General features: G+C 61.9%; 23 protein-coding genes, 2 tRNA genes and 1 pseudogene. 12 read left to right on the top strand and 14 right to left on the bottom strand.

From position 1 onward, the window contains the following. Both NLX68_RS26260 and NLX68_RS26255 read right to left on the bottom strand, forming a co-directional pair. Positions 1 to 76: transfer RNA gene (locus NLX68_RS26260), tRNA-Gly, on the bottom strand. Between the two features lie 2 nt (positions 77 to 78). Beyond that, positions 79 to 154: transfer RNA gene (locus tag NLX68_RS26255), tRNA-Glu, on the bottom strand. A 335-nt stretch (positions 155 to 489) separates the two neighbouring features. Between NLX68_RS26255 and NLX68_RS26250 the strand changes: the two genes are divergently transcribed. Next, positions 490 to 1,257, top strand: coding sequence for a hypothetical protein (locus NLX68_RS26250; protein WP_254286419.1), 768 nt, complete (start codon positions 490 to 492; stop codon positions 1,255 to 1,257). A gap of 103 nt (positions 1,258 to 1,360) precedes the next feature. Here the strand turns inward: NLX68_RS26250 and NLX68_RS26245 are convergent, their stop codons facing one another. Continuing rightward, positions 1,361 to 1,843, bottom strand: a complete 483-nt coding sequence (locus tag NLX68_RS26245; RefSeq protein ID WP_010226283.1) for a GAF domain-containing protein — start codon at positions 1,841 to 1,843, stop codon at positions 1,361 to 1,363. Then, complete coding sequence (locus tag NLX68_RS26240; RefSeq protein WP_254286418.1) at positions 1,840 to 2,730, bottom strand: ATP-binding protein; 891 nt, start codon at positions 2,728 to 2,730, stop codon at positions 1,840 to 1,842. Before NLX68_RS26240 ends, NLX68_RS26245 begins: the two co-directional genes overlap by 4 nt. 82 nt (positions 2,731 to 2,812) lie before the next feature. Here NLX68_RS26240 and NLX68_RS26235 point away from each other — a divergent pair, with 82 nt between their 5' ends. Beyond that, the gene (locus NLX68_RS26235) at positions 2,813 to 5,173 is read left to right on the top strand and encodes a response regulator (protein WP_254286417.1); all 2,361 of its coding nucleotides are present in this window, start codon (positions 2,813 to 2,815) and stop codon (positions 5,171 to 5,173) included. Here the strand turns inward: NLX68_RS26235 and NLX68_RS26230 are convergent. Both NLX68_RS26230 and msrB read right to left on the bottom strand, forming a co-directional pair. Then, the gene (locus NLX68_RS26230; protein WP_254286416.1) at positions 5,166 to 5,651 is read right to left on the bottom strand and encodes a glutathione peroxidase; all 486 of its coding nucleotides are present in this window, start codon (positions 5,649 to 5,651) and stop codon (positions 5,166 to 5,168) included. The two genes, NLX68_RS26235 and NLX68_RS26230, sit on opposite strands and share 8 nt — an antisense overlap. A gap of 16 nt (positions 5,652 to 5,667) precedes the next feature. After that, positions 5,668 to 6,060, bottom strand: a complete 393-nt coding sequence (gene msrB, locus NLX68_RS26225) for a peptide-methionine (R)-S-oxide reductase MsrB (protein ID WP_254286420.1) — start codon at positions 6,058 to 6,060, stop codon at positions 5,668 to 5,670. Positions 6,061 to 6,227: 167 nt separating this feature from the next. Here msrB and NLX68_RS26220 point away from each other — a divergent pair, with 167 nt between their 5' ends. Next, on the top strand, positions 6,228 to 7,439 hold the full coding sequence (locus NLX68_RS26220) for a pyridoxal phosphate-dependent aminotransferase (protein ID WP_254286415.1): 1,212 nt from the start codon (positions 6,228 to 6,230) through the stop codon (positions 7,437 to 7,439). 226 nt (positions 7,440 to 7,665) lie between these two features. Beyond that, complete coding sequence (gene htpX, locus NLX68_RS26215; RefSeq protein ID WP_036996500.1) at positions 7,666 to 8,553, top strand: protease HtpX; 888 nt, start codon at positions 7,666 to 7,668, stop codon at positions 8,551 to 8,553. 48 nt (positions 8,554 to 8,601) lie between these two features. Here the strand turns inward: htpX and NLX68_RS26210 are convergent, their stop codons facing one another. Further along, entirely contained in the window at positions 8,602 to 9,252 is a 651-nt protein-coding gene (locus NLX68_RS26210; protein WP_254286414.1) for a thiopurine S-methyltransferase, read from the bottom strand. Between the two features lie 104 nt (positions 9,253 to 9,356). On the opposite strand from NLX68_RS26210, the gene NLX68_RS26205 reads away from it, so the two are divergent. Further along, positions 9,357 to 10,124, top strand: coding sequence for a class III extradiol ring-cleavage dioxygenase (locus tag NLX68_RS26205; RefSeq protein ID WP_254286413.1), 768 nt, complete (start codon positions 9,357 to 9,359; stop codon positions 10,122 to 10,124). A 150-nt stretch (positions 10,125 to 10,274) separates the two neighbouring features. Here the strand turns inward: NLX68_RS26205 and NLX68_RS26200 are convergent. Together NLX68_RS26200 and NLX68_RS26195 are read right to left on the bottom strand one after the other, a co-directional pair. Then, positions 10,275 to 11,970 (bottom strand): annotated as a pseudogene (locus NLX68_RS26200) (DEAD/DEAH box helicase). A gap of 322 nt (positions 11,971 to 12,292) precedes the next feature. Then, positions 12,293 to 13,048: a spermidine synthase gene (locus tag NLX68_RS26195; protein WP_254286412.1), complete on the bottom strand. Its 756-nt coding sequence runs from the start codon at positions 13,046 to 13,048 to the stop codon at positions 12,293 to 12,295. A gap of 129 nt (positions 13,049 to 13,177) precedes the next feature. Here NLX68_RS26195 and NLX68_RS26190 point away from each other — a divergent pair, with 129 nt between their 5' ends. Next, the gene (locus tag NLX68_RS26190; RefSeq protein WP_254286411.1) at positions 13,178 to 14,524 is read left to right on the top strand and encodes a class II 3-deoxy-7-phosphoheptulonate synthase; all 1,347 of its coding nucleotides are present in this window, start codon (positions 13,178 to 13,180) and stop codon (positions 14,522 to 14,524) included. Here the strand turns inward: NLX68_RS26190 and NLX68_RS26185 are convergent. Then, a complete protein-coding gene (locus tag NLX68_RS26185; protein ID WP_254286410.1) occupies positions 14,505 to 15,746 on the bottom strand; it encodes a winged helix-turn-helix domain-containing protein in 1,242 nt (413 codons plus the stop codon). The genes NLX68_RS26190 and NLX68_RS26185 overlap by 20 nt on opposite strands. Before the next feature lie 58 nt (positions 15,747 to 15,804). Beyond that, the gene (locus tag NLX68_RS26180; protein WP_327438478.1) at positions 15,805 to 16,035 is read right to left on the bottom strand and encodes a DUF1127 domain-containing protein; all 231 of its coding nucleotides are present in this window, start codon (positions 16,033 to 16,035) and stop codon (positions 15,805 to 15,807) included. A gap of 97 nt (positions 16,036 to 16,132) precedes the next feature. On the opposite strand from NLX68_RS26180, the gene NLX68_RS26175 reads away from it, so the two are divergent. Beyond that, positions 16,133 to 16,987 (top strand): LysR family transcriptional regulator, encoded by an 855-nt coding sequence (locus tag NLX68_RS26175; protein ID WP_233673642.1) that lies wholly within the window; start codon positions 16,133 to 16,135, stop codon positions 16,985 to 16,987. Here the strand turns inward: NLX68_RS26175 and NLX68_RS26170 are convergent. Then, entirely contained in the window at positions 16,977 to 17,726 is a 750-nt protein-coding gene (locus tag NLX68_RS26170; protein ID WP_254286408.1) for a sulfite exporter TauE/SafE family protein, read from the bottom strand. The two genes, NLX68_RS26175 and NLX68_RS26170, sit on opposite strands and share 11 nt — an antisense overlap. Before the next feature lie 109 nt (positions 17,727 to 17,835). Between NLX68_RS26170 and NLX68_RS26165 the strand changes: the two genes are divergently transcribed. The 3 genes from NLX68_RS26165 (at position 17,836) to NLX68_RS26155 (ending at position 19,866) form a co-directional block, all read left to right on the top strand. Next, positions 17,836 to 18,792 (top strand): LysR family transcriptional regulator, encoded by a 957-nt coding sequence (locus NLX68_RS26165; RefSeq protein ID WP_254286407.1) that lies wholly within the window; start codon positions 17,836 to 17,838, stop codon positions 18,790 to 18,792. A 56-nt stretch (positions 18,793 to 18,848) separates the two neighbouring features. Next, entirely contained in the window at positions 18,849 to 19,310 is a 462-nt protein-coding gene (locus NLX68_RS26160) for a MarR family winged helix-turn-helix transcriptional regulator (protein ID WP_254286406.1), read from the top strand. A gap of 127 nt (positions 19,311 to 19,437) precedes the next feature. Next, positions 19,438 to 19,866, top strand: a complete 429-nt coding sequence (locus NLX68_RS26155) for an organic hydroperoxide resistance protein (protein WP_254286405.1) — start codon at positions 19,438 to 19,440, stop codon at positions 19,864 to 19,866. Positions 19,867 to 19,927: 61 nt separating this feature from the next. Here NLX68_RS26155 and NLX68_RS26150 read toward each other — a convergent pair whose 3' ends face one another. Both NLX68_RS26150 and earP read right to left on the bottom strand, forming a co-directional pair. After that, entirely contained in the window at positions 19,928 to 20,497 is a 570-nt protein-coding gene (locus NLX68_RS26150) for an elongation factor P (protein ID WP_107026588.1), read from the bottom strand. A gap of 48 nt (positions 20,498 to 20,545) precedes the next feature. Next, on the bottom strand, positions 20,546 to 21,679 hold the full coding sequence (gene earP, locus NLX68_RS26145; RefSeq protein WP_254286404.1) for an elongation factor P maturation arginine rhamnosyltransferase EarP: 1,134 nt from the start codon (positions 21,677 to 21,679) through the stop codon (positions 20,546 to 20,548). Positions 21,680 to 21,801: 122 nt separating this feature from the next. Between earP and NLX68_RS26140 the strand changes: the two genes are divergently transcribed. Then, entirely contained in the window at positions 21,802 to 22,188 is a 387-nt protein-coding gene (locus tag NLX68_RS26140; protein ID WP_254286403.1) for a hypothetical protein, read from the top strand. A 4-nt stretch (positions 22,189 to 22,192) separates the two neighbouring features. Continuing rightward, a complete protein-coding gene (locus NLX68_RS26135) occupies positions 22,193 to 22,675 on the top strand; it encodes an elongation factor GreAB (RefSeq protein WP_010226311.1) in 483 nt (160 codons plus the stop codon). The last annotated feature ends 167 nt before the right edge of the window (positions 22,676 to 22,842 follow it).

The raw sequence follows: 22,842 nt of genomic DNA, 5'->3' as shown, positions 1-22,842 counted from the left end.
TGGAGCGGGAAACGAGACTCGAACTCGCGACCCCGACCTTGGCAAGGTCGTGCTCTACCAACTGAGCTATTCCCGCATTGGCGTCCCCTAGGGGACTCGAACCCCTGTTACCGCCGTGAAAGGGCGGTGTCCTAGGCCACTAGACGAAGGGGACACACTACAACATTCACTCCCTGCCGCGTTTCGCTGTGTGCTTTACGCTGCAAGTGGCGCGCATTCTAGGGATGCTTTGATAAGCCGTCAACCCCTCTGTATAAATTTATTTAAATCAATGACTTCGCGAAGCTTTGCAGCCTTCTGCCAGGCCACCGTGCGCCTTAAGCTTGACGTTTTTTTTCTGACGCCCTACCCGCCTTCGGCCCAGCAGCCACGGCAGGTTGAAAGCAAAAGGCCATCAACTACCCCCAGGCAACCGCCAAACAGCTCTATCCGGCTAAAAGCTTAGCCACTACACTCAAACAGTAAATCATCCTGTATGAGGCGTTAACGGTGACACCACTTCTGATCACCCTGCTTATAGTAGCGGGGATCGCGTTATTGATCGTGATCGGCTACCTGAACAACGTGGTCGAGAACAACAAGCTCGAGCGTGCCCGGCTGAAGATCGAGCTGGCCGAACGCTTGCGCCGTTGTGGCGAAATCACCGAAACCTTTCCTGGCCAGTTGATGACCCCGGCACTCAAGTTGCTACTGACCCGCCTGGAACTCAACCTCAACCAGCGCCGACTGGCCCTGGACAAACACAGCCGCGACATCCGGGCGCGGATTGCCGAGCTCGAAGGGCTGATCGCCAAGGGTGAGACGCTGCCGGTGAACAATCCGCCGATGCCGATTCAAACCGAAGCCCGGGCCAAGGATGTCCGCTTCCTGCTCGAAGGCATGCATAACCAGATTACCCGTGCTGCTCAGGAAGGCTTCCTGCCAACCAACGAGGCCAAGTACTGGGTCAAGGAAATCCGCCATATCCTGGTACTGCTGCACATCGAGTTCTTCAACAACCTCGGCCAGCAGGCGCTGCAGCAAAACCAGCCAGGGCATGCACGCCTGGCGTTCGAGCGCGGCGTGCAGTACTTGCGCAAGCAGCCGGACCCGGCGGTTTACCGCGAGCAGCTCGAGTACATGGAGAAGCTCCTGGCCCGGGCCAACGCTCAGGTGCTGAGCCAGCTGGAACCGGCCGAGGACGAAACCAACGCCTTGACCGAAGGCCTGAAGACCGACACCACCGAAGACTGGAAGAAGAAAGTCATCTACGACTGAGTGCTGGTTGACCCGATCGCCGGCAAGGCCGGCTCCCACAAGGTTCGGTGTACACAGATCCCGTGGGAGCTGGCCTTGCCAGCGATCGAGCGCAAAGCGCTCGTCAGCAATCAGTCAAACGCAGAAAGATCCCCGCCAAGCGCTCCAGCCCCGCCTGATCCACCTCACTGAAACGCGCCAGCTTAGGGCTGTCCAGGTCCAGCACGCCAATCAAGCGCCCGTCCTTGACCAGCGGGATCACCAGCTCACTGTTCGATGCACTGTCACAGGCAATGTGCCCGGGAAATGCGTGCACGTCTTCGACCCGCTGGGTTTCCCGGCTGGCCGCGGCCGCACCGCATACACCGCGACCGAAGGGAATACGCACACAGGCCACCTGCCCCTGAAACGGCCCGAGCACCAGTTGCTCGTTGCGATTGAGGTAGAAGCCAGCCCAGTTCAAGTCATCGACCTGGCTATAGAGGAACGCCGAAAACTGCGCGGCGTTGGCAATGAAGTCACGCTCATCGGCAAACAGGGCTTCCAGCTGGGCCGCCAGCAGGCCGTAGCCTTCGAGGCCAGCGCCGGTAGCGTTGAGGTCGATCATGGTTTTTGCTCCAACAGTTTCAGCCCGACCCAATAGCGGGCGAACTGGTAAGCGCATCGGCCGTTACGGTTGCCACGGCCGGTCGCCCAGCGTACAGCGAGAATGTCCAGCGCCTCATCGCGGCTCCAGACCAGCTCCGCGCGCCGGGCCAGCTGGCTGATCCAGTGTTCGACCACGTTGAGGAAGTGCTCCTGGGTGAAGGGGTAAAACGACAGCCACAGGCCGAAGCGGTCAGACAGGGCAATCTTGTCTTCCACCGCCTCGTTGGGGTGCAGCTCGCCGTCGACCATCTTCCAGTTTTCGTTGTCGCTCTGTTTCTCCGGCACCAGGTGGCGGCGATTCGAGGTGGCGTACAGCAGCACGTTATCCGGGGCCTGCTCCAGCGAGCCATCGAGCACGCTCTTGAGCACCCGGTAATCGCCCTCCCCGGCTTCGAACGACAGGTCATCGCAGAACAGCACGAAGCGTTGCGGCAGTTTCTGCAGTTGCTCAACCACCCGCGGCAAGTCGGCCAGGTGATCACGCTCGATTTCGATCAGGCGCAGGCCGGCCTCGGCATGCTCGGCCAGCAGCGCTCGCACCAGCGATGACTTACCGGTACCGCGCGAACCCCAGAGCAGTGCATGGTTGGCCGGCATGCCATCAAGAAACTGGCGGGTGTTGCGCCCCAATTGCTCGCGCTGCTGATCGACACCGATGAGGTCGGACAGGCGCATGTCGAGGCTGACCTCCAGCGGCATCAGGTAGCCGCTGCGGCCATCACGCTGCCAGCGCGCAGCCAGGCATTGCGACCAGTCGATGTTCGCACGCACCGCCGGCAACAAAGGCTCAAGGCGGGCAAGCACGGTTTCTGCACGTTCCAGAAAAGCATTCAAACGAGAGTCCACAAAATTTCCTCAAGACAGTTGCAAGGACAAAGGCATAGCTGAATGTGTGACAGGGCGTGCCAGCAGCCGGGACTGATCGGCTATGCTTGCGCAGCGCACGGAATGTGAAACTGGCTCGGGACTCATGGATATCAAGTTCACCAATCGCCTGTCCTACAAGCAAGCCCGGCTGACGGTCCTGGTCGGCTTCATCCTGGGTACATTGCTCAGTCTCATCCAGATCGGTATCGATTATGCCAGTGAAGACGCCTCTATCAACCGCGAGATGCTGTCGCTGCTGGAAATCAGCCATAACCCGGCCTCGCGCATCGCGTACAACATCGATGCCGAGCTGGCCCAGGAGCTGACCCGTGGCCTGCTGCAATCGCCGGCAATCACCCGCGCCTGGCTGATCGACAACAACGACACCGTACTCGCCGATGTCCAGCGCCCACGCCAGGAAAGCAGCTACCGGCTGATCAGCGACTTCCTCTTCAGTGAGTCACGCCAGTTCCAGGACCGGCTGTTTCTCAGCCATATGCCCGACGAGTCCCTGGGCACGCTGTTCCTGGACGTCGACACCTTTGCCTTCGGCAGCCGCTTTCTCAAGCGTGCCGAAGTCACCTTGCTCAACGGCTTCATGCGCAGCCTGATTCTGACCGGCATTCTTCTCGGCCTGTTCTACATCATGCTGACCCAACCGCTGGTACGGGTGATCAGCGCCTTGAGCAACAGCGACTCACGCAATCCGTCGCAGTCCAAGCTGTCGTTCCCACCGGGCCATGAGCTCGACGAGATCGGCGTGCTGGTCAAGGTCGCCAACCAGCAGTTCGTCAGCATGGCCACCGAGATCCAGCAACGGCGCAACGCCGAAAACCGCCTGACCGATTACCTCAACGAACTGGAGAACATCGTCTCGGCGCGCACCAATGAGCTCAAGGCCAGCAACACCCGTCTGAGCCAGTCCAATGAAGAGCTCGAAGTCGCCCGGCGCCGCGCCCTGGACATGGCTCAGGCCCGCGCGGCCTTCCTGGCCAACATGAGCCACGAAATTCGCACACCGCTCAATGGCCTGCTGGGCATGATCGCCCTGTCCCTGGACAGCCCGCTCAACGCCGAGCAACGTCAACAGCTGTCGATCGCCCACGACTCGGGAAAAGTGCTGGTCGAGCTGCTCAACGATATTCTCGACCTGTCCAAGTTCGACGCCGGGCAGCTTGAACTCGAGCGCATCCCCTTCGACCTCGGTGCCCTGGTCGAAGACACCGCCAATCTGCTGTCGCAGAACGCCGCACCGAGTGTCGAACTGACCTGCCTGATCGATCCGCTGTTTCCCTCGATGGTACTCGGCGACCCAACCCGGGTGCGGCAGATTGTCAGCAACCTGCTGTCCAATGCCTTGAAATTCACCCGCTTCGGCCGTGTCGATGTGCGCCTGACCAGCTACCCCGGCGGCATTCGCCTGGACGTCTGCGATACCGGCATCGGCATCCCTAGTGAAGCCCAGGTGCGGATCTTCCAGCCCTTCACTCAGGCCGGTGCCGGTATCACACGCCAGTATGGCGGTACCGGCCTGGGGCTGGCGCTCACCAACAACCTCTGCGAAGCCATGCAGGGGAGCCTGAGCATCAGCTCCGAAGCCGGTTTCGGTAGCCAGTTCAGCGCCGAACTGCCCTTGCCCAGCCACACCCCGGCAGTCCCTGCACAACCGTTGCAGGGTAGCGTTGCCGCAATCAGCAATGCCAGCAGCGGCCTGGCCGAACTGTTGCACACGCTGCTGCCCGGCTGGGGCCTGGACTACCAGCGCTACGATCATCCGACGCAACTTGGGCAGGCAAAGCCAGACCTGCTGATCACCGATGACCTGGACTGCCTGTTCAGCCTGCGTCCGCAGATCAGCGCGCCGATTCTGCTGGTGACCGCCTATGGCAACTTTCTGCCCGGTGAACAGGCCGCGCACCTGGCGCCGCTGCAGCAGCAGGCGCGACCGCTGGCGCGCAATGCCCTGTATCAGACGCTGCGGCGCACCCTGCATGGCACCGACAACGTCAACCAGTCCCCACTGGACGGTGCCCAGCACAGTGAACGGCGCGCGCGCATCCTGCTGGTCGAGGACAACCCGGTGAATCAATTGGTGGCCAAGGGCATGCTGGCCAAGCTCGGCTGCGAGGTCAGCGTCGCCGCCCATGGCGCCGAAGCCCTGGAACAGCTGGAGCAGGCGCCGTTCGACCTGGTGCTGATGGACTGCAACATGCCAGTGATGGACGGCTACGAAGCCAGCCGGCGCATCCGCCAGAGCGGACGCTGGCCAGACCTGCCGATCGTCGCCCTGACCGCCAACGCCATGCCCGAGGAGCGCGAACGTTGCCGGGCAGCGGGGATGAGCGATTACCTGGCCAAACCGTTTCGCCGCGAAGAACTGCTGGCGCTGATCGATCACTGGGTGCCGCTGACAGCTACTTGAGCAGCTTTTCGATCGAGCCGATCAAGGCGTCCGGTTTGGTGCTCGGCGCATAGCGGCTGACCTTGCCGGTGGCCGGATCAATCAGGAACTTGGTGAAGTTCCACTTGATCCCTTGCGAGCCGAACAAGCCGGGGGCGCGCTTTTTCAACTCGACGAACAACGGATGGGCGCCGCTGCCGTTGACCTCGATCTTGCGAAACAACGGGAAGCTGACGCCGAAGTTGAGCTCGCAGAACTGCGCGATCTCCCGCGCATCACCGGGCTCCTGCTTGCCGAACTGATTGCAGGGAAAGCCCAGCACCACCAGCCCCTGTTCGCGATAACGCTGCCAGAGCTGCTCCAGGCCTTTGTACTGCGGAGTAAAACCGCACTGGCTGGCGGTGTTGACCACCAGTACCACCTTGGCAGGGTAATCGGCCAGGGCTTTTTGCTCACCGGTGAGGGTAATGCAGGGGATCTTCAGCATTGCGTCGGCCATGACCTTTCTCCTTTTATCAGCGGGGCACCAGGTCCAGGCAGACCGAGTTGATGCAATAGCGTAGCCCGGTCGGCGGTGGGCCGTCAGGGAACACATGCCCCAGGTGGGCGTCACACTTGGCGCAGGTCACCTCGGTGCGGATCATGCCGTGGGAGGTGTCGCGAATCTCGATCATCGCGCTGTCGGCAATCGGCTCATAGAAACTGGGCCAGCCGCATCCGGAGTCAAATTTGGCTTTCGAATCGAACAGCGCTTCGTTGCAGCAGATGCAATGGTAGACGCCATCGGTCTTGGTGCCATTGTACTTGCCACTGAACGGCCGCTCGGTGCCCTTCAGGCGGCACACGTTGTATTGCTCGGGGTCGAGCATGGCGCGCCATTCTTCGAGGGTTTTCTCGAGTTTTTCCATCATCAGGCCTCATCTGTCCAAAAACCCCGCGCCATGGCTTTTCCACAGGGCGGGCGGCACGTATATTATTGCGCCTCATCAGACATCAGTCTGGCACCCGCGTCACACGCATTTCAAACGTTTTCACAGCGCATTGCGCGGCGATCTTTTCTAATCGGGATCACATCATGCAGGTCAGCAAATCGAACAAGCTCGCCAATGTCTGCTACGACATTCGCGGCCCGGTGCTCAAGCACGCCAAACGCCTGGAAGAGGAAGGCCATCGCATCCTCAAGCTGAACATCGGCAACCCGGCGCCCTTTGGTTTCGAGGCGCCGGACGAAATCCTCCAGGACGTGATCCGCAACCTGCCGACTGCCCAGGGCTACAGCGACTCCAAAGGCCTGTTCAGCGCGCGTAAGGCAGTCATGCAGTACTACCAGCAAAAGCAGGTAGAAGGTGTCGGCATCGAAGACATCTATCTGGGCAACGGCGTCTCCGAACTGATCGTGATGTCGATGCAGGCGCTGCTCAACAATGGCGACGAAGTGCTGATCCCGGCTCCGGACTATCCTCTATGGACCGCCGCGGTAAGCCTGGCCGGCGGCAACCCGGTGCACTACCTGTGCGACGAGCAGGCCGACTGGTTCCCGGACCTGGACGACATCAAGGCCAAGATCACCTCCAATACCAAGGCCCTGGTGATCATCAACCCGAACAACCCGACCGGCGCGGTGTACTCGCGCGAGCTGCTGCTGGGCATGCTCGAACTGGCCCGCCAGCACAACCTGGTGGTGTTCTCCGACGAGATCTACGACAAGATCCTCTACGACGAAGCCGTGCACATCAGCACCGCGTCGCTGGCACCGGACCTGCTTTGCCTGACCTTCAACGGCCTGTCCAAGTCCTACCGGGTGGCGGGTTTCCGTTCCGGCTGGCTGGCCATCTCCGGGCCCAAGCATCACGCCCAGAGCTACATCGAAGGCATCGACATGCTGGCCAACATGCGCCTGTGCGCCAACGTACCGAGCCAGCACGCGATCCAGACCGCCCTCGGTGGCTACCAGAGCATCAACGACCTGGTGCTGCCGCAAGGCCGCCTGCTCGAACAGCGCAACCGTACCTGGGAGCTGCTCAACAGCATTCCCGGGGTCAGTTGCGTCAAGCCGATGGGCGCGCTGTATGCGTTCCCGCGCATCGATCCGAAGGTCTGCCCGATCCACAACGACGAGAAGTTCGTCCTCGACCTGCTGCTCTCGGAGAAGCTGCTGATCGTCCAGGGGACGGCCTTCAACTGGCCGTGGCCGGACCACTTCCGCGTGGTGACCCTGCCCCGGGTCGACGACCTGGAGCAGGCCATTGGCCGTATCGGAAGCTTCCTGAAGACATATCAGCAGTAACCTACCGTTGATATGGAATCGTCTGCGCCATTAAGCGGCGCAGACCTTACACACCGAGTTTTCAGCACTGACATCACCCGCCGCTCTGGCGTGCGGGTTGCTGGAATTCGTCTGTAATACAGGCAAGTACACAGTTTGAAATAGTCGCCCGGTTGAATCACTGCAGCGCGCACCTTATATACCCCGCATACGTGACACTTTTATCCGTCAGGAGAACGTAACAACCATGATGCGCATCTTACTGTTTGTGGCCACCAACCTCGCGGTTGTGCTGATTGCCAGCATTACCCTGAGCCTGTTTGGCTTCAACGGGTTCATGGCGGCCAACGGGGTTGACCTCAAACTCGACCAGCTGCTGATTTTCTGCGCGGTGTTCGGCTTTGCCGGCTCGCTGATCTCGCTGTTCATCTCCAAGTGGATGGCGAAGATGAGCACCGGCACCCAGATCATCAGCCAACCGCGCACCCGCCACGAACAATGGCTGCTGCAGACCGTCGAGGAACTGTCCCGCGAAGCCGGCATCAAGATGCCGGAAGTGGGTATCTTCCCGGCCTACGAGGCCAACGCCTTCGCCACCGGCTGGAACCGCAACGATGCCCTGGTAGCGGTCAGCCAGGGCCTGCTCGAGCGCTTTTCGCCCGATGAAGTGCGCGCCGTACTGGCCCACGAGATCGGCCACGTGGCCAACGGCGACATGGTCACCCTGGCCCTGGTGCAAGGCGTGGTCAACACCTTCGTGATGTTCTTTGCCCGCATCATCGGCAACTTCGTCGACAAGGTGATCTTCAAGAACGAAGAAGGCCAGGGCATCGCCTACTACATTGCAACCATCGTCGCCGAACTGGTACTGGGTATCCTGGCCAGCATCATCGTCATGTGGTTCTCGCGCAAACGCGAGTTCCGCGCCGACGAAGCCGGTGCCCGCCTGGCCGGCACCAACGCAATGATCGGCGCCCTGCAGCGCCTGCGTTCGGAGCAAGGCGTGCCGGTGCACATGCCCGACACCCTCAATGCCTTCGGCATCAACGGCGGCCTCAAGCAGGGCCTGGCTGGCCTGCTGATGAGCCACCCGCCGCTGGAAGACCGTATCGAAGCCCTGCGCCGTCGCGGCTGATCGGACACCGGCAACAAAAAAGGGCGACTTCGGTCGCCCTTTGGCATTTCAGCGCTGCAGGCGGTACACCCGCTCGGACAGCTGCGGCACTCCGGCCTGAACGAATTTGGGGCTTTCGGCGAGAATGTCCCGCGCCTCCAGCTCAAGAGGCTGCCAGTCAGCAAACAACTGCTGCACCTCTGCATCGACCACGGCAAAAGGCGGCCCCGGCAGCAGGGCCTGGTCGTAATCCATGGTGATCAACAGCCCCTGGCAACCTTGCGCCAGGCACCCGCTGAGCAGCGCGGCATAGCGCTGGCGCAACGCCGGCGGCAAGGCGATCACCGCCGCTCGGTCATACAGCGCACTGCAGTCAGCGATATCTTCAGCATTCAGGGCAAAGAAATCTCCGCACCAAAGCTCCAGATTACCGCTGCGATAGGCCGTGAACACACCTTGCTGAGCGACCTCAGGCTGCAACTGCTGCTCGCTGAAAAAGTCCTCCACGGCACGCTGGGAAAGCTCGATGCCGAGCACCCGATGGCCCTGCCCGGCCAGCCAGGCCAGGTCCAGGCTTTTGCCGCACAGGGGCACCAGCACCTTGCTGCCGGGCGCCAGGCCCAGGGCCGGCCAGTATTGTTGCAGGTAGCTGTTGACCTGCCCCTGATGAAAGCCGATCTGGTTGTCTGCCCAGCGCTTGTGCCAGAACTCTGCCTGCATGGCATACCTCGAATTATTCGATAAGATTATGCAAAAACTTATATTGGAATTAGATCAATGATCTGCCTGAAGATAGATCCATCTTAACCTTCAGGACGCTCCCCATGCTGCCCAGCCTGTTTATTTCTCATGGCTCGCCGATGCTCGCCCTCGAGCCAGGCGCCAGCGGCCCGGCCCTGCAGCGCCTGGCAAGGCAACTAGCGCGACCCAAGGCCATCGTGGTGGTCTCGGCGCACTGGGAAAGCCGCGAGCTGTGGGTATCCAGCCATCCCCACCCCGAGACCTGGCATGACTTCGGCGGTTTTCCCGCCGCCCTGTTTGCCGTGCAATACCCCGCACCCGGCGAGCCGGCGCTGGCCGAACGCCTCAAGCATCTGTTGTGCGATGCCGGCCTGCCGGCCCGCCTGGACCCCAAGCGACCGTTCGATCATGGCGCCTGGGTACCCTTGTCGCTGATGTACCCGGCCGCCGACATTCCCGTGGTACAGGTTTCACTACCCAGCCAGCTGGGCCCACAGCTGCAGGAACGGGTGGGCAAAGCGCTGTCCGGGCTGCGCGCAGAAGGCATCCTGCTGATCGGCTCAGGCAGCATCACCCACAACCTGCGCGAACTGGATTGGCAGGCCGGTCCGGACAGCGTCGAGCCCTGGGCCCTGGCATTTCGTGACTGGATGATCGACAAGCTGGCAACCGACGACACCCCTGCCCTGCATGACTACCGCCAGCGGGCGCCGTTTGCAGTGCGCAACCATCCGAGTGATGAGCACTTGTTGCCGCTGTATTTCGCCCGGGGTGCAGGTGGGCGCTTCGGGATTGCCCACCAGGGGTTTACGCTCGGCGCGTTGGGGATGGATATCTACCGGTTCGACTGATCCTGCGCGCTCGATCGCTGGCAAGACCAGCTCCCACAGGATGGATACACACTCCCACTACAGACAGTTGCTCCCACGGACAGCTCCACAGACCGGCACAGGCAAAAAAAAATCCCCGAACCAGTCGGGGATTTTTTTATCGCTCGCGGATCAGTCTTCGCGGTAGCGGCGCAGCTTCAGCTGCTTGCCGGCAACACGAGTGTCCTTGAGCTTGGTCAGCAGACGCTCCAGACCTTCTTCCGGCAGCTCGACCAGGCTGAAGCTGTCGCGCACCTGGATGCGGCCGATGGCTTCGCGGGCCAGGCCGCCTTCGTTGAGGATGGCGCCCAGCAGGTTCTTGGCGGCGATACCGTCACGCGCGCCCAGCGCGGTACGGCAGCGAGCACGACCTTCGCCCAGCGGCATCGGTGCACGACGCTCACGCTCGCCACGCTCTGGACGGTCGCCAGTACGCTCACGCGGGGTGTAGGTCGGAACCAGCGGCTGCTCTTTCTCGACGGCTTCCAGGGTCAGGGCCTGACCGTTGGTAGCCTTGCGCAGCAGGGCAGCGGCCAGGGCACGCGGGCTGCAACCGATGTCGGCGGTCAGGCGATCAAGCAGATCACCGTGGGTCGACTCAGCGTCGGCAACCAGCGGCGCCAGGCTGTTGGTCAGCTTCTTGATGCGGGCATCGAGAACGGCCTGAGCGTTCGGCAGGCGAACTTCGGCAACTTTCTGACCGGTCACACGCTCGATCACCTGCAGCATGCGACGCTCGCGCGGGGTAACCAACAGCAGCGCACGGCCTTCGCGACCCGCACGGCCGGTACGGCCGATACGGTGAACGTAGGACTCAGGGTCGTACGGCATGTCAACGTTGAACACGTGAGTGATGCGCGGTACGTCCAGACCACGGGCAGCGACGTCGGTGGCGACGACGATGTCCAGACGGCCATCCTTGAGCGAGTCGATCACGCGCTCACGCTGGTTCTGGGCAATGTCACCGTTCAGCGCAGCGGCTTTGTAGCCTTTGGCTTCCAGGGCGCTGGCCAGGTCCAGGGTGGCTTGCTTGGTCCGCACGAAGGCGATCAGCGCGTCGAACTCTTCCACTTCCAGCAGGCGCAGGACAGCGGAAACCTTCTGGTCGGCGTGGACCATCAGGTGGGCTTGTTCGATGGCGGTAACGGTCTGGGTCTTGGTCTGGATCTTGACGTGCTTCGGCTCGCGCAGGTGGCGCTCGGCGATGGCACGGATCGAGGCTGGCAGAGTGGCCGAGAACAATACGGTCTGACGGCTTTCCGGCATGGCCTTGAAGATTACTTCGAGGTCATCCATGAAGCCCAGCTTGAGCATTTCGTCGGCTTCGTCAAGCACCAGGTGGTTGACGGTTGCCAGGACCTTCTCGTCGCGACGCAGGTGGTCGCACAGACGGCCAGGGGTAGCAACGACGATTTGCGCGCCATTACGGATTGCTTTCAGTTGTGGGCCCATCGGGGCACCACCGTATACGGCCACCACGGTAACGCCCGGCATCTGCTTGGCGTAAGTTTCAAAAGCGGTGGCTACTTGCAGCGCCAACTCACGGGTTGGCGCCAGGATCAGGGCTTGCGGCTCGCGCTTGCTCGGGTCGATGCGGTGCAGGATTGGCAGAGCGAAGGCAGCGGTTTTACCGGTACCTGTCTGCGCCTGACCAATCATGTCGTGACCGGCAAGAATAATCGGGATCGATTGCTGCTGAATGGCCGATGGCTCTTCGTAGCCAGTAGCCACAACGGCGGCAACAATACTTGGATGAAGATCGAGAGCGGCGAAGCCGCCGGTTTCCTGGGTCATGGGTCTGCCTCTAAGTGCATCCGCAAAGACCCATGCTCCAAAGCTGCACATGCCTTGTAAGACCCGAAGGTCACCCTGGCAGCTTTGTCGGCGGGGATTTGCGAAAACGATTGAAGAAAAAAAGGAACGTCAAGGAGAGTCCGCGGGGCGGACGCGCAGCCGAAGCTGGCTTCGGGGAATTGCACTACCTTAAACGAGGTCCGGTGAAAGACCGGCGCGTACTATACCTGAATTCGCAATTCACGGGAGATTTTTTTAATCAAACACGCCAGCGCCAGGCCACGTTACGGCGGGCCCGGGAAGTTAACGATGCTGGCGGCTGAATCGATTTTCCGCCAGTGACACAGTGACGCGCCTCAGGACGCCGGGCGAATCGCGCCGATCAGCGGTTGCAACGAGTAGCCCAGTTGTGGCGCCAGGGCCTCGGCCCTGGCGGTCAGGCCGGGCAGATTGAGCTGCTGCTCAAGGTCAGCCGGCACCATGAGGATGACGTTACCCTCCTTGACCGGCAGTTCCCAGTAATGCCGATGGTAGAGCCCGCGCAACAACGCAGCGCCCAACGGTTTGCCGTCATCGCTGGCCCATTGGTTGATCACCAGCCAGCCGCCGGGATTCAGACGCTTCTGGCAATCCTCCAGAAAACGCCAGGCCAGGTGCGCAACACCCGGGCCATGATCGGTGTACAGGTCGACGAAAATCAGGTCAGCGGACTCGGCGGTTTCCAGCAGCTCCATCGCATCGCCAATGCGGATATAAAGGCGCGGATCATCATCCAGGCCCATGTACTCGATGGCCAGGCGCGGCACATCCGGGCGCAGTTCGATGGCTTCGACGTCTTCCAGCGGCAGGAACTTGAGGCACGCCTGGGTCAGGGTACCGGCACCCAGGCCCAGAAACAGCGCGCTCTCGGGTTCGGGGTGGGCCAGCGCGCCAATCAGCATGGCCCGGGTGTAGTCGTACTCCAGCCAGCTCGGGTCGGCGGTGAACACACAGCTCTGCTCGATCGCCTCGCCAAATTCGAGAAAGCGATAGTCATCGACTTCCAGCACGCTGATGGTGCCGTACTGATCGTGGACCTGGGCCAGCAGCCGCTCTACCCGTTCCTCTGTCATGCTGTCTCCCGGCAGGCGCCGCTGTACCAAGCAAAAACCGCCATTGTCCGTCAATGGCGCCAGTGCAACAAGGTACGTGGCACCTGTTAACATGGCAGACAGCCCTTTTCCGACCAGATCGAGCCCGTGATGAACCACCCCTGGAGTCCTGACAGCTGGCGCGCCCTGCCGATCCAGCAACAACCGAGCTACCCCGATGCCGCGCACCTGCTCAAGGTCGAGCAGACCCTGGCCAGCTACCCGCCGCTGGTCTTTGCCGGCGAGGCCCGGGAACTGCGCCGTCAGTTCGCCGAGGTCACCCAGGGCCGCGCGTTCCTGCTGCAAGGCGGCGATTGCGCCGAGAGCTTCGCCGAGTTCTCGGCAGCCAAGATTCGTGACACCTTCAAGGTGCTGCTGCAAATGGCCATTGTCATGACCTTTGCTGCCGGTTGCCCGGTGGTCAAGGTCGGGCGCATGGCCGGGCAGTTCGCCAAGCCGCGCTCGGCAGGCGATGAAACCATTGACGGGGTCACCCTGCCGGCTTACCGCGGCGACATCGTCAACGGCATCGGCTTCGATGAAAAGAGCCGGATCCCGGACCCGGAGCGCCTGCTGCAGGCCTACCACCAGTCCACTGCCAGCCTCAACCTGCTGCGCGCCTTTGCCCAGGGCGGTTTCGCCGACCTGCATCAGGTGCACAAGTGGAACCTGGACTTCATCGCCAACTCGGCGCTGGCAGAAAAGTACAGCCAGCTGGCTGACCGCATCGACGAAACCCTGGCCTTCATGCGTGCCTGTGGCCTGGACGGCTCGCCGCAGTTGCGCGAAACCAGCTTCTTCACCGCCCACGAGGCGCTGCTGCTGAACTATGAAGAAGCCTTCGTCCGTCGCGACAGCCTGACCAACGACTATTACGACTGCTCGGCGCACATGCTCTGGATCGGCGACCGCACCCGCCAGCTCGATGGCGCCCATGTCGAGTTTCTGCGCGGGGTGAACAACCCGATCGGGGTCAAGGTCGGCCCGAGCATGAACAGCGAAGAGCTGATTCGCCTGATCGACGTGCTCAACCCGGACAACGACCCCGGCCGCCTCAACCTGATCGTGCGCATGGGGGCGAACAAGGTCGGCGAACATCTACCGGCCCTGATCCGCAGCGTCGAACGCGAAGGGCGCCAGGTGCTGTGGAGCTGCGACCCGATGCACGCCAACACCATCAAGGCCAGCAGCGGTTACAAGACCCGCGATTTCGCCCAGATCCTCAGCGAGGTCAAGCAGTTCTTCCAGGTCCATCAGGCCGAAGGCAGCCATGCCGGGGGGATTCATATCGAGATGACCGGGCAGAACGTCACCGAGTGCATCGGCGGCGCCCGGCCAATTACCGAAGACGCCCTCTCCGACCGCTACCACACCCATTGCGACCCGCGGATGAACGCCGATCAGTCGCTGGAACTGGCCTTCCTGATTGCCGAAACCCTCAAGCAGGTACGTCGCTGAGATCACTGCGTGCCAGCGCCTCGCGCAAGCGTGCGGCGCTGGCACGCGGGCAATTCAACTGCACCTCGGCCAAGCCCAGCCAGGCGGCCATGCGCTGCAGGTTTTCAGCCAGGGCCTGCATGCCCGCCTCATCCAGCCCCGCCTGCTCTTCATGCACCGCGTGTACCGCCAGGCAATCGTTAGCGCGCTCGGCACGCAGGTCGACCCGTGCGGCAATGCATTCGTTGTGCAGGAACGGCAGCACGTAATAGCCGTACACACGTTTGTGCGCAGGCGTGTAGATCTCCAGCCGGTAGCGGAAGTCAAACAGACGTTCGGTGCGCTCCCGTTCCCAGACCAGCGAGTCAAAGGGCGAGAGCAAGGCGCTGCTGCTCACCTTGCGCGGCACCCGTGGCGAACCCAGGCAGTATGCCGCTTGCGTCCAGCCCTGCACCGCACAGGCCTGCAATGCGCCCGCCTCGACCAACTCGGCCAGCCGTGCGCGGCTGTCGCCGGGGGCCAGGCGAAAGTAGTCTCGCAGGTCCTTCTCGGTAGCCACCCCCAACGCACCCGCGGCATGCAGTAACAGTCCGCGTTGCGCGTCGGCCTCATTCATTGGCGGTTGCTCAAGCAATGCCGCCGGCAGCACCCGCTCGGGTAAATCGTACAGGCGCTCGAAACCGCGCCTGCCGGCGACATTGACCAATCCCGCGGCAAACAGCCATTCCAGCGCGTGCTTTTCAGCGCTCCAGTCCCACCACGGGCCGGCACGTTCCTGGCGGGTCGACAGGCTGCCCGCGCCCAGAGCGCCCTGCTCGGTCACTGCCGCCAGCACCCGGGCGATGGTCGCTTGCTGCTCGCGGCCAAAGCGCGCCAGCTGTTGATAGATGCCCTGGCCCTGGCGCGCACGGTCCATGCGCCAGCGCATTAGCGGATACAGCGCCAGCGGCAGCAATGAGGCTTCATGCCCCCAATACTCGAAAAGTTTGCGTTGATGATTGCGGCCCCAGGCCAGTTGATCAAGCAGCGCCTGTGGATAACTGCCAAGGCGGGAAAACAGCGGAAGGTAGTGGGAGCGTACCAGGGCATTGACCGAGTCGATCTGCACCACACCCAGGCGTTCGATCATCCGCTTCAGCTGCGCGGCCCCCATCGACGCGCTTGTCTGGCGAGTGTTGAAGCCTTGTGCGGACAACGCCAGGCGGCGCGCCTGGGCCAGGGAAAGGGACTGTGTGGTGGGCATGCCCGGCTCCTTGTGAACAAGCCCACTTACACTAGTCGTGGCACCTCGATGATGCGACTCATTTTTTCAGTGGATCCTCCCAGAATGGCCGCTCCACCTCGCGCAGGATATCAGCCCGACTAAGACCGATATCGTCCAGTGCCGCATCGCTCAGGCGCGCCAGTTCGCGGCGCTCGCGGTGCAGTTGGCGCCAACGCATCAGCCGTTGGGCCGCGACTTGGGTGAGCTGGTAAAACCAGCTGTGCTGGGACGTTGAGTACTGCAGAACAAGCGATTTCTGACCTTTCATCGTCTTACCCTCCTGTTGGGATGACGACAGTGTCAGGTCCGGCATAAGATCAATCCAACGAATGTTTCTTATGTAATACATCTAGGAGATTGATGCCTTGTCCCAGTACCAGAGTATCGATTCCGACGTGCTGCGCACCTTCGTCGCCATTGCCGAACACGGCGGCTTCACCCGTGCCGGCGAAGTGGTCAACCGCACCCAGTCGGCGGTGAGCATGCAGATGAAGCGCCTGGAGGAGGACATCATCCAGCGCCAGCTGTTCGAGCGCGATGGCCGCCAGGTGCGCCTGACCGCCGAGGGCCAGGTGCTGCTCGGCTACGCCCGGCGCATCCTCAAGCTGCACGGCGAGGTGTTCAATACCCTGCGCATGCCGCACATGGTCGGGGTGGTGCGCATCGGTACACCGGACGACTACGCCATGCGCTTTTTGCCGGGCATCCTGTCCAGTTTCGCCCAGGCCTACCCGTTGGTTCAGGTCGAAGTGCACTGCGAAAGCTCGCGGCAGTTGATGCAACGCCAGGATCTGGACCTGACCATCATCACCCGCGAACCGGGCAACGAAATCGGCCAGTTGCTACGCCGCGAGCGCGCGGTGTGGGTACAGGCCCAGGGCTTCTGCCCGCATGAGCACAACCCTCTGCCGCTGGCGATGTTCAACTGCGATTGCTATTGCCGGACCTGGGCCTGCAATGCCCTGGATGCCATCGAGAAGGAGTACCGGATCGCCTACACCAGCGCCAGCACCGCGGCGATCATGGCCGTGGTCAGTGCCGGCCTGGCAGTCACCGCGCAGCTGCAGAGCCTGATCACCAGCGACCTGCAGATCATTGGCGAAGCCGAAGGCCTGCCACCTTTGCCCACCGCCAGCATCATGCTGCTGCGCAATCGCACCACGCAGTCGGAAATGACCGACTGCCTGGCCGACTACATCATCGAAGGCTTCAGATCTTGAAGGCCAGCATCACCGCACAGAGCACCAGAAAGCCGCAGAACAGTGAACGCAGGACTCTTTCCGGCAGGGCGTGAGCCAGTTTCACGCCCCAGCTGATGCTCAGCAGGCCACCGATAGCCAGCGGGATGCCCATGCTCCACTGCACATGCTGATGCAGGCCATAGGTGAGCAAGGTGACAGCAGTACTGGGGGCTGCCAGGGCCAGTGACAACCCCTGGGCAACCACCTGGGTGGTGCCGAACACGCTGGTCAGCACCGGGGTCGCCACCACTGCCCCACCGACGCCGAACAAGCCGCCCAGCACCCCGGCGCCGCTGCCCAGCACGCCCAGCCACGGCCAGGGTTGGCGCAGTTCACTGGAGGGTTGCGCCGTACGCATGAACATCCGCGCCAGGTTCCAGGCGGCCAGCGCCACCAGAAACAGCACAAAGCCAAAGCGCATGGCCTGGGCATCCACACCCACCGCCCAGATCGAACCGAGCCAGGCGAAAACAAAGCTGGTCGCGGCCAGCGGCAAGGCATGTTTGAGTACGATGCGATTTCGCTGGTGATACCGCCACAGCGCCAGCAGCACATTCGGTACCACCATCACCAGCGCGGTGCCCTGGGCCAGTTGCTGGTCGAGGCCGAACAACACCCCCAGCGCCGGAATCGCGATCAGCCCGCCACCGATGCCGAACAATCCGCCCACCGTGCCCAGTGCCGCGCCCAGCGCTATGTACATCGCCCACTCGATCATTGCCGTCTCTCTGAAATACCAATCGGTGCATGCTACCGAGCTGGTGCTAGCGGGGAAACGCACAGCAACGCACAATGGCTATGCTATTTACGCAAAAGCAGACTGCAGCATGAACCCCGATGCCCTGACCGAACAACTCAGCCTGTTTCTTGATGTACTGGAAACCGGCAGCTTCTCCGCCACCGCCCGGCGCCATCCGTTGACGCCTTCGGCGGTGGCGCGGCGTATCGACACCCTGGAAAACGCGGTCGGCAGCCGCCTGTTCGTGCGCAGCACCCATGCGGTACGGCCAACTCCGGCGGGCAATGCCTTTGCCGAACGCGCCCGACGGATTGTCGAAGAGCTGCGCCTGGCCCGCGCTGAAGCGGTATCGCTGAGCAATGCCCCGGAAGGCCTGATCCGCATCGACGCCCCGGCCGCCTTCGGCCGCCGCCACCTGGCCCCGGCCATCGCCGATTTTCTGGTGGCTTATCCCGGGCTGGATGTGCAACTGCGCCTGATCGACAGCTTCGTCGACCTGCACGGCTCGCACCTGGGCGAAGTCGACCTGGTGCTGCGCGCAGGCCCCCTGGCCGATACCCGCCTGGTGGCCACACCGCTGGCCTACATGGTCCGCATTGCCTGCGCCAGCCCCGCTTACCTGGCCCAGCGCGGCATTCCCGCCAGCCCAGCTGAATTGCCCGAACACCACGGCCTGGACTGGGACGGCCTGGCCCCGCCCTTCGCCTGGCGCTTCGCGGTCGAGGGGCAGATGCGCCTGTATCGCCCAACACGCATGCGCATGAGTGCCAACAACGCCGAAACCCTGTTGTTCGGCGCCCTTGCAGGCCTGGGCATTGCCCACCTGCCCACCTGGCTGATCAGCGAATACCTGCTGCGTGGCGAATTGCTGCCGCTATTCTGTGACAACGGCCTGCCCAGCGCCGAAAGCAGCGGCATCTATGCCCTGCGCCTGGAACATGAAACGAACTCTCGCAGCCGTTTGCTGCTCGAATTCCTCAAGCACCGCTTCAGCCCGATCCCGCCGTGGGACCTGGCGCTGCAAAGCGAGCTGCACTGGCAGTAAGTGCGCTAATGACCTGCGTGCTAAATTTAAAGGACCCAACCCATTGAAGGATGTGCATGAACGCCGACCCTAAAGCGCCTGTTCCTTGCGACGAACTGCTCCTGGACAACCAGGTGTGCTTTGCCCTGCACTCGACTTCGCTGCTGATGACCAAGGTCTACAAACCGCTGCTGCACACACTCGGGCTGACTTATCCACAGTACCTGGCCATGCTGGTGCTGTGGGAACAGGACGGTTTGACCGTCGGGGAGATCAGCCAGCGCCTGCTGACCGATCCGGGTTCTCTGACGCCGTTGCTCAAGCGCCTGGAAGCCGAAGGCCTGCTCAAGCGCAGTCGCAGCCGCGAAGATGAACGGGTGGTGCTGGTGCAACTGAGCGATCAGGGCCGAGCCCTGCAAGCCCGGGCCAAAGACGTGCCCCACTGCATTCTGGCCGCCAGCGGCGAGAACCTCGAACGCCTGCAACAGCTGCAGGCCGATTTGCTGGAACTGCGCGCCAACCTGCAAAAAAACCTCTGAGCGCTATGCTGAGAAATGACCGTTGGTAGGTCAGTCGAAAAATTATCTTGCGCACTAAATAATTGCGCGCTAATTTAATTTCCGTACCCACTCAGCGCCGCGGCGCAACTCACAAGCGAGGCTCATCATGCAAAAGGTCACTCCGCTGTACATTGCCCAAGCCAAATCCACCGGTGGCCGCGACGGCAGTTCGCGCTCCAGCGACGGCAAGCTGGAAGTCAAGCTGAGCACCCCCAAAGAACTGGGCGGCGCAGGTGGCGACGGCACCAACCCCGAGCAACTGTTTGCCGCCGGCTACTCGGCCTGCTTTATCGGCGCCCTGAAGTTCGTTGCCGGCCAGCAGAAAAAGGCCCTGCCGGCCGAGAGCTCGATCACTGCCAAGGTTGGTATTGGCCAGATTCCGGGTGGCTTCGGTCTGGATATCGACCTGAACATCGACCTGCCGGGGCTGGAACAGGCTGAGGCAGAGAAACTGGTTGAAGCTGCCCACCAGGTTTGCCCGTACTCCAATGCCACCCGTGGCAACGTTGATGTACGCTTGCATGTCACTGTCTGAGCGATAAAACACCAGGCATAAAAAAACCCGGCCAAGGCCGGGTTTTTTGTGAACGCCAGTCTTACTTGGCGCGGCCCTTGTAGGAGCCACCTTCACGGGTATCGATCTCGATCATGTCGCCGATCTCGATGAAGTCAGCAACGCTCAGCTCGGTGCCGTTCTTCAGTTTGGCAGGCTTCATGACCTTGCCCGAAGTGTCGCCGCGAGCGGAACCTTCGGTGTAGTCAACCTGGCGAACGATGGTGGTCGGCAGTTCAACCGAAACCAGGCGGCCTTCGAAGAACACGGCTTCACAGACGTCGGTCATGCCTTCTTCGATGAATGGCAGAACGGCCTCGATGTCTTCGGCGTTCAGCTCATACATGGTGTAGTCGGTGGTGTCCATGAAGGTGTAGGTGTCACCGCTGATGAACGACAGGGTCGCTTCTTTGCGATCCAGGATCACGTCGTCCAGCTTGTCATCGGCCGAGTAGACGGTTTCAGTCTTGTAGCCGGTCAGCAGGTTCTTCAGCTTGGTCTTCATGATCGCGCTGTTACGGCCCGACTTGGTGAATTCAGCTTTCTGAACCAGCCACGGGTCGTTGTCGATCCGCAGTACGGTACCGGGTTTCAGTTCTTTACCAGTTTTCATTGCGAGATATCCGAATTTGGATGGATTTACAAAAATCGAGGCCGCATATCATAGCCAATTTCGGTAAAACTGTACCAGCGCCGTGGCAAGGTCCGGCTGAGCGGCTTGCACCGCGCTCCAGCGGCGAGCGTGCTGGTCCAGCTCGTCCCAGTGCGCCAGCACCTGTTGCCAGGCCTGGCCCATGTCGTTGTCCATGTTCCAGGCACGCCACAATTGTACCAGCGCGGCCCCGGCGGACGCGGACAGTCCCTGGATGTACAGATCGAGAAACGCTTCGAGTTTTTCCCAGTGGGCATATTCTTCCTGCACATAAATGTGCCAGAGCAGCGGCCGTGCGGCCCATTGTGCGCGGACGAACGAATCTTCGCCACGCACCGCGTTGAAATCGCAGCACCAGAGCAGCCGGTCGTAATCGTCCTGGCTGACAAAAGGCAGGATCTGCACGGTCAAGGCTCCGCGCCGGGCAATGCTGCCTACGCTCAGCGCCTGCTCGCCGAGCCAGGCCTTAACGTCGCCCAGCACCCGGCCTTCGGGCACCAGCAAGTGATTAGGGCGGCTGTCGGCAGCCAGGGCACCCAGCCAGCTGGCGACGCCGGGGTTTTCGTAGGCGAACAGCGAAATCAGCCGGGCATTGCGTTCTGGCGCTACACCTAACCCCTGCAGAAACGCCTTGCGTGCTGTCGGGTCCTGCTCGAACGCCTGGCGACGTGGCAGCAAACTCGCCTCACGCAGCAAGCCGCCGGTCTTGGCGGTAAAGCCTGGGAAGAAAAACACCTTGCGCAAGCCATTGGCCTGGGGCGACGGCAAGCCATGGCAACCTTCGACCCAGTCTTCAGCGCTGAGGTAGTCCAGGTTCAGCCACAATGGCGCACGGGGTTGTTCGAGCATGGCCTGCACATAGGCAGGCGGTAGCTGACAGGCGAAAGCGCCAATCACCACATCAGCTACCGAAGTGTCCTGCCAATCGGAAGGCCATTGGCGCACATCCACGCCCTGCTGCCATTGCTGGGCGACGTCGGCCTGGGCTTCGGGGCAGATACGCACGAACGCCTTCAGGTCATCCACCCACAGGCGTACCGCCAGGCCCTGCTCGGCCACCAGTTGCCGGGCCAGGCGCCAGGTCACGCCGATGTCGCCGTAGTTATCGACGACACAACAGAAGATGTCCCACCGCGCTTTCATCGCTGGCCCCTTGGAAAAAGCGCCGATTGTCCGGGTAAATCATCGCTGACAAAAGCGTGGCAGGAAAAAAATCCATTGCACCGTGCGACAATGGCAACCCGTGCCCTGGCCAGGAGGCCATCATGCCCCGCCCTCGCGAATTGAAGATCACCCTAAAACCCCTGCAACTGATCCTGTGCATTGCGCTAGGCCTGTGGCTTGGCGCTGTGGCCATTGCCCTGAGCCTGTGGCTGGCCGGGCGACTGCTGCCAGAGACGGTGCAGCCGATCAGCCAGGTGCTTGCGCCGCCAGCCACGGCGCCGGCGTCGCCGGAGACAGCCGACTCGCAAAAGCAGATGTTCGAGCAATACAAACAGATCCTGCGCAACCAGCAAGTACAGCAGGCCGAAGAGCAGGCGCAAGGCAGCCTGCGCAATCTGTCCAACCCCAAATGCCAGTTCTGGCTGCAACAGAACCGCACCGCGCCGACCGAAAAAAGCCGTGCCCTCGTTCTTGAATTCTGCAGCTGACCCCATGACCAAAGCCGACCTGCTGCAACGCATCATCGATACCCTGAGCTTTGATCTGGATGTCGCCCAGCGCGCCGCGCAAACCGCCTATGAAGCGGCCACCGCCGAAGAGAACATCGCCGAAAACAAGTACGACACCCTGGGCCTTGAAGCGTCGTACCTGGCCACCGGGCAAGCCCGGCGCATGGAGGAAATCCGTCAGGCGCGGGCGGCGTATCAGCAATTGTTGCTGCGCGACTATGACCCGCAACGCGGGATCCAGGTCAGCAACCTGGTGACCCTCGAGGCCGAAAACGGCACTTGCCAGCAGCTGTTTCTAGGGCCCGAAGGCGCCGGGCTGAAGATTGGCCAAGGGGCGCAACTGGTCACGGTGATCACCCCGCGCTCGCCACTGGGGCAACGTTTGATCGGCAAGGTTGAAGAGGATGAGGTGAGCCTGGTGCTCGGCGGCGTACCCCAGAATTACTCCATCCTCAAGGTTCTGTGATCAGGAAGGCTGCGCCTTCCATCGCTGGCAAGGCCAGCTCCCACAGGTTCGGCGTGCCCTGATCCAGTGTGGGGTCTGCAGGAGCCCTTACTGGACTGCCCCCAAGAAGTTGGACACCAATCCAACCCTTGGGGGAGTTATGAGCAAGTACTCAGAGCATTTCAAGC

The sequence above is a fragment of the Pseudomonas sp. SBB6 genome, from assembly GCF_024213215.1.
Classification (GTDB): domain Bacteria; phylum Pseudomonadota; class Gammaproteobacteria; order Pseudomonadales; family Pseudomonadaceae; genus Aquipseudomonas; species Aquipseudomonas donghuensis.
The sequence above is the reverse complement of the archived record's forward strand: the minus strand, read 5'-3'. Positions and strand labels throughout refer to the sequence as shown.

What these genes read in the sequence shown, in the direction of transcription:
- NLX68_RS26220 (WP_254286415.1), top strand. Translation starts at nt 6,228, where the DNA reads ATGCAGGTCAGCAAATCGAACAAGCTCGCCAATGTCTGCTACGACATT.
- NLX68_RS26195 (WP_254286412.1), bottom strand. Translation starts at nt 13,048, where the DNA reads ATGACAGAGGAACGGGTAGAGCGGCTGCTGGCCCAGGTCCACGATCAG.
- NLX68_RS26135 (WP_010226311.1), top strand. Translation starts at nt 22,193, where the DNA reads ATGACCAAAGCCGACCTGCTGCAACGCATCATCGATACCCTGAGCTTT.
- NLX68_RS26170 (WP_254286408.1), bottom strand. Translation starts at nt 17,726, where the DNA reads ATGATCGAGTGGGCGATGTACATAGCGCTGGGCGCGGCACTGGGCACG.
- NLX68_RS26190 (WP_254286411.1), top strand. Translation starts at nt 13,178, where the DNA reads ATGAACCACCCCTGGAGTCCTGACAGCTGGCGCGCCCTGCCGATCCAG.
- NLX68_RS26205 (WP_254286413.1), top strand. Translation starts at nt 9,357, where the DNA reads ATGCTGCCCAGCCTGTTTATTTCTCATGGCTCGCCGATGCTCGCCCTC.
- NLX68_RS26245 (WP_010226283.1), bottom strand. Translation starts at nt 1,843, where the DNA reads ATGATCGACCTCAACGCTACCGGCGCTGGCCTCGAAGGCTACGGCCTG.
- msrB (WP_254286420.1), bottom strand. Translation starts at nt 6,060, where the DNA reads ATGGAAAAACTCGAGAAAACCCTCGAAGAATGGCGCGCCATGCTCGAC.
- NLX68_RS26210 (WP_254286414.1), bottom strand. Translation starts at nt 9,252, where the DNA reads ATGCAGGCAGAGTTCTGGCACAAGCGCTGGGCAGACAACCAGATCGGC.
- NLX68_RS26180 (WP_327438478.1), bottom strand. Translation starts at nt 16,035, where the DNA reads ATGAAAGGTCAGAAATCGCTTGTTCTGCAGTACTCAACGTCCCAGCAC.
- NLX68_RS26155 (WP_254286405.1), top strand. Translation starts at nt 19,438, where the DNA reads ATGCAAAAGGTCACTCCGCTGTACATTGCCCAAGCCAAATCCACCGGT.
- earP (WP_254286404.1), bottom strand. Translation starts at nt 21,679, where the DNA reads ATGAAAGCGCGGTGGGACATCTTCTGTTGTGTCGTCGATAACTACGGC.
- NLX68_RS26140 (WP_254286403.1), top strand. Translation starts at nt 21,802, where the DNA reads ATGCCCCGCCCTCGCGAATTGAAGATCACCCTAAAACCCCTGCAACTG.
- NLX68_RS26150 (WP_107026588.1), bottom strand. Translation starts at nt 20,497, where the DNA reads ATGAAAACTGGTAAAGAACTGAAACCCGGTACCGTACTGCGGATCGAC.
- NLX68_RS26230 (WP_254286416.1), bottom strand. Translation starts at nt 5,651, where the DNA reads ATGGCCGACGCAATGCTGAAGATCCCCTGCATTACCCTCACCGGTGAG.
- NLX68_RS26165 (WP_254286407.1), top strand. Translation starts at nt 17,836, where the DNA reads ATGAACCCCGATGCCCTGACCGAACAACTCAGCCTGTTTCTTGATGTA.
- htpX (WP_036996500.1), top strand. Translation starts at nt 7,666, where the DNA reads ATGATGCGCATCTTACTGTTTGTGGCCACCAACCTCGCGGTTGTGCTG.
- NLX68_RS26160 (WP_254286406.1), top strand. Translation starts at nt 18,849, where the DNA reads ATGAACGCCGACCCTAAAGCGCCTGTTCCTTGCGACGAACTGCTCCTG.
- NLX68_RS26235 (WP_254286417.1), top strand. Translation starts at nt 2,813, where the DNA reads ATGCTTGCGCAGCGCACGGAATGTGAAACTGGCTCGGGACTCATGGAT.
- NLX68_RS26185 (WP_254286410.1), bottom strand. Translation starts at nt 15,746, where the DNA reads ATGCCCACCACACAGTCCCTTTCCCTGGCCCAGGCGCGCCGCCTGGCG.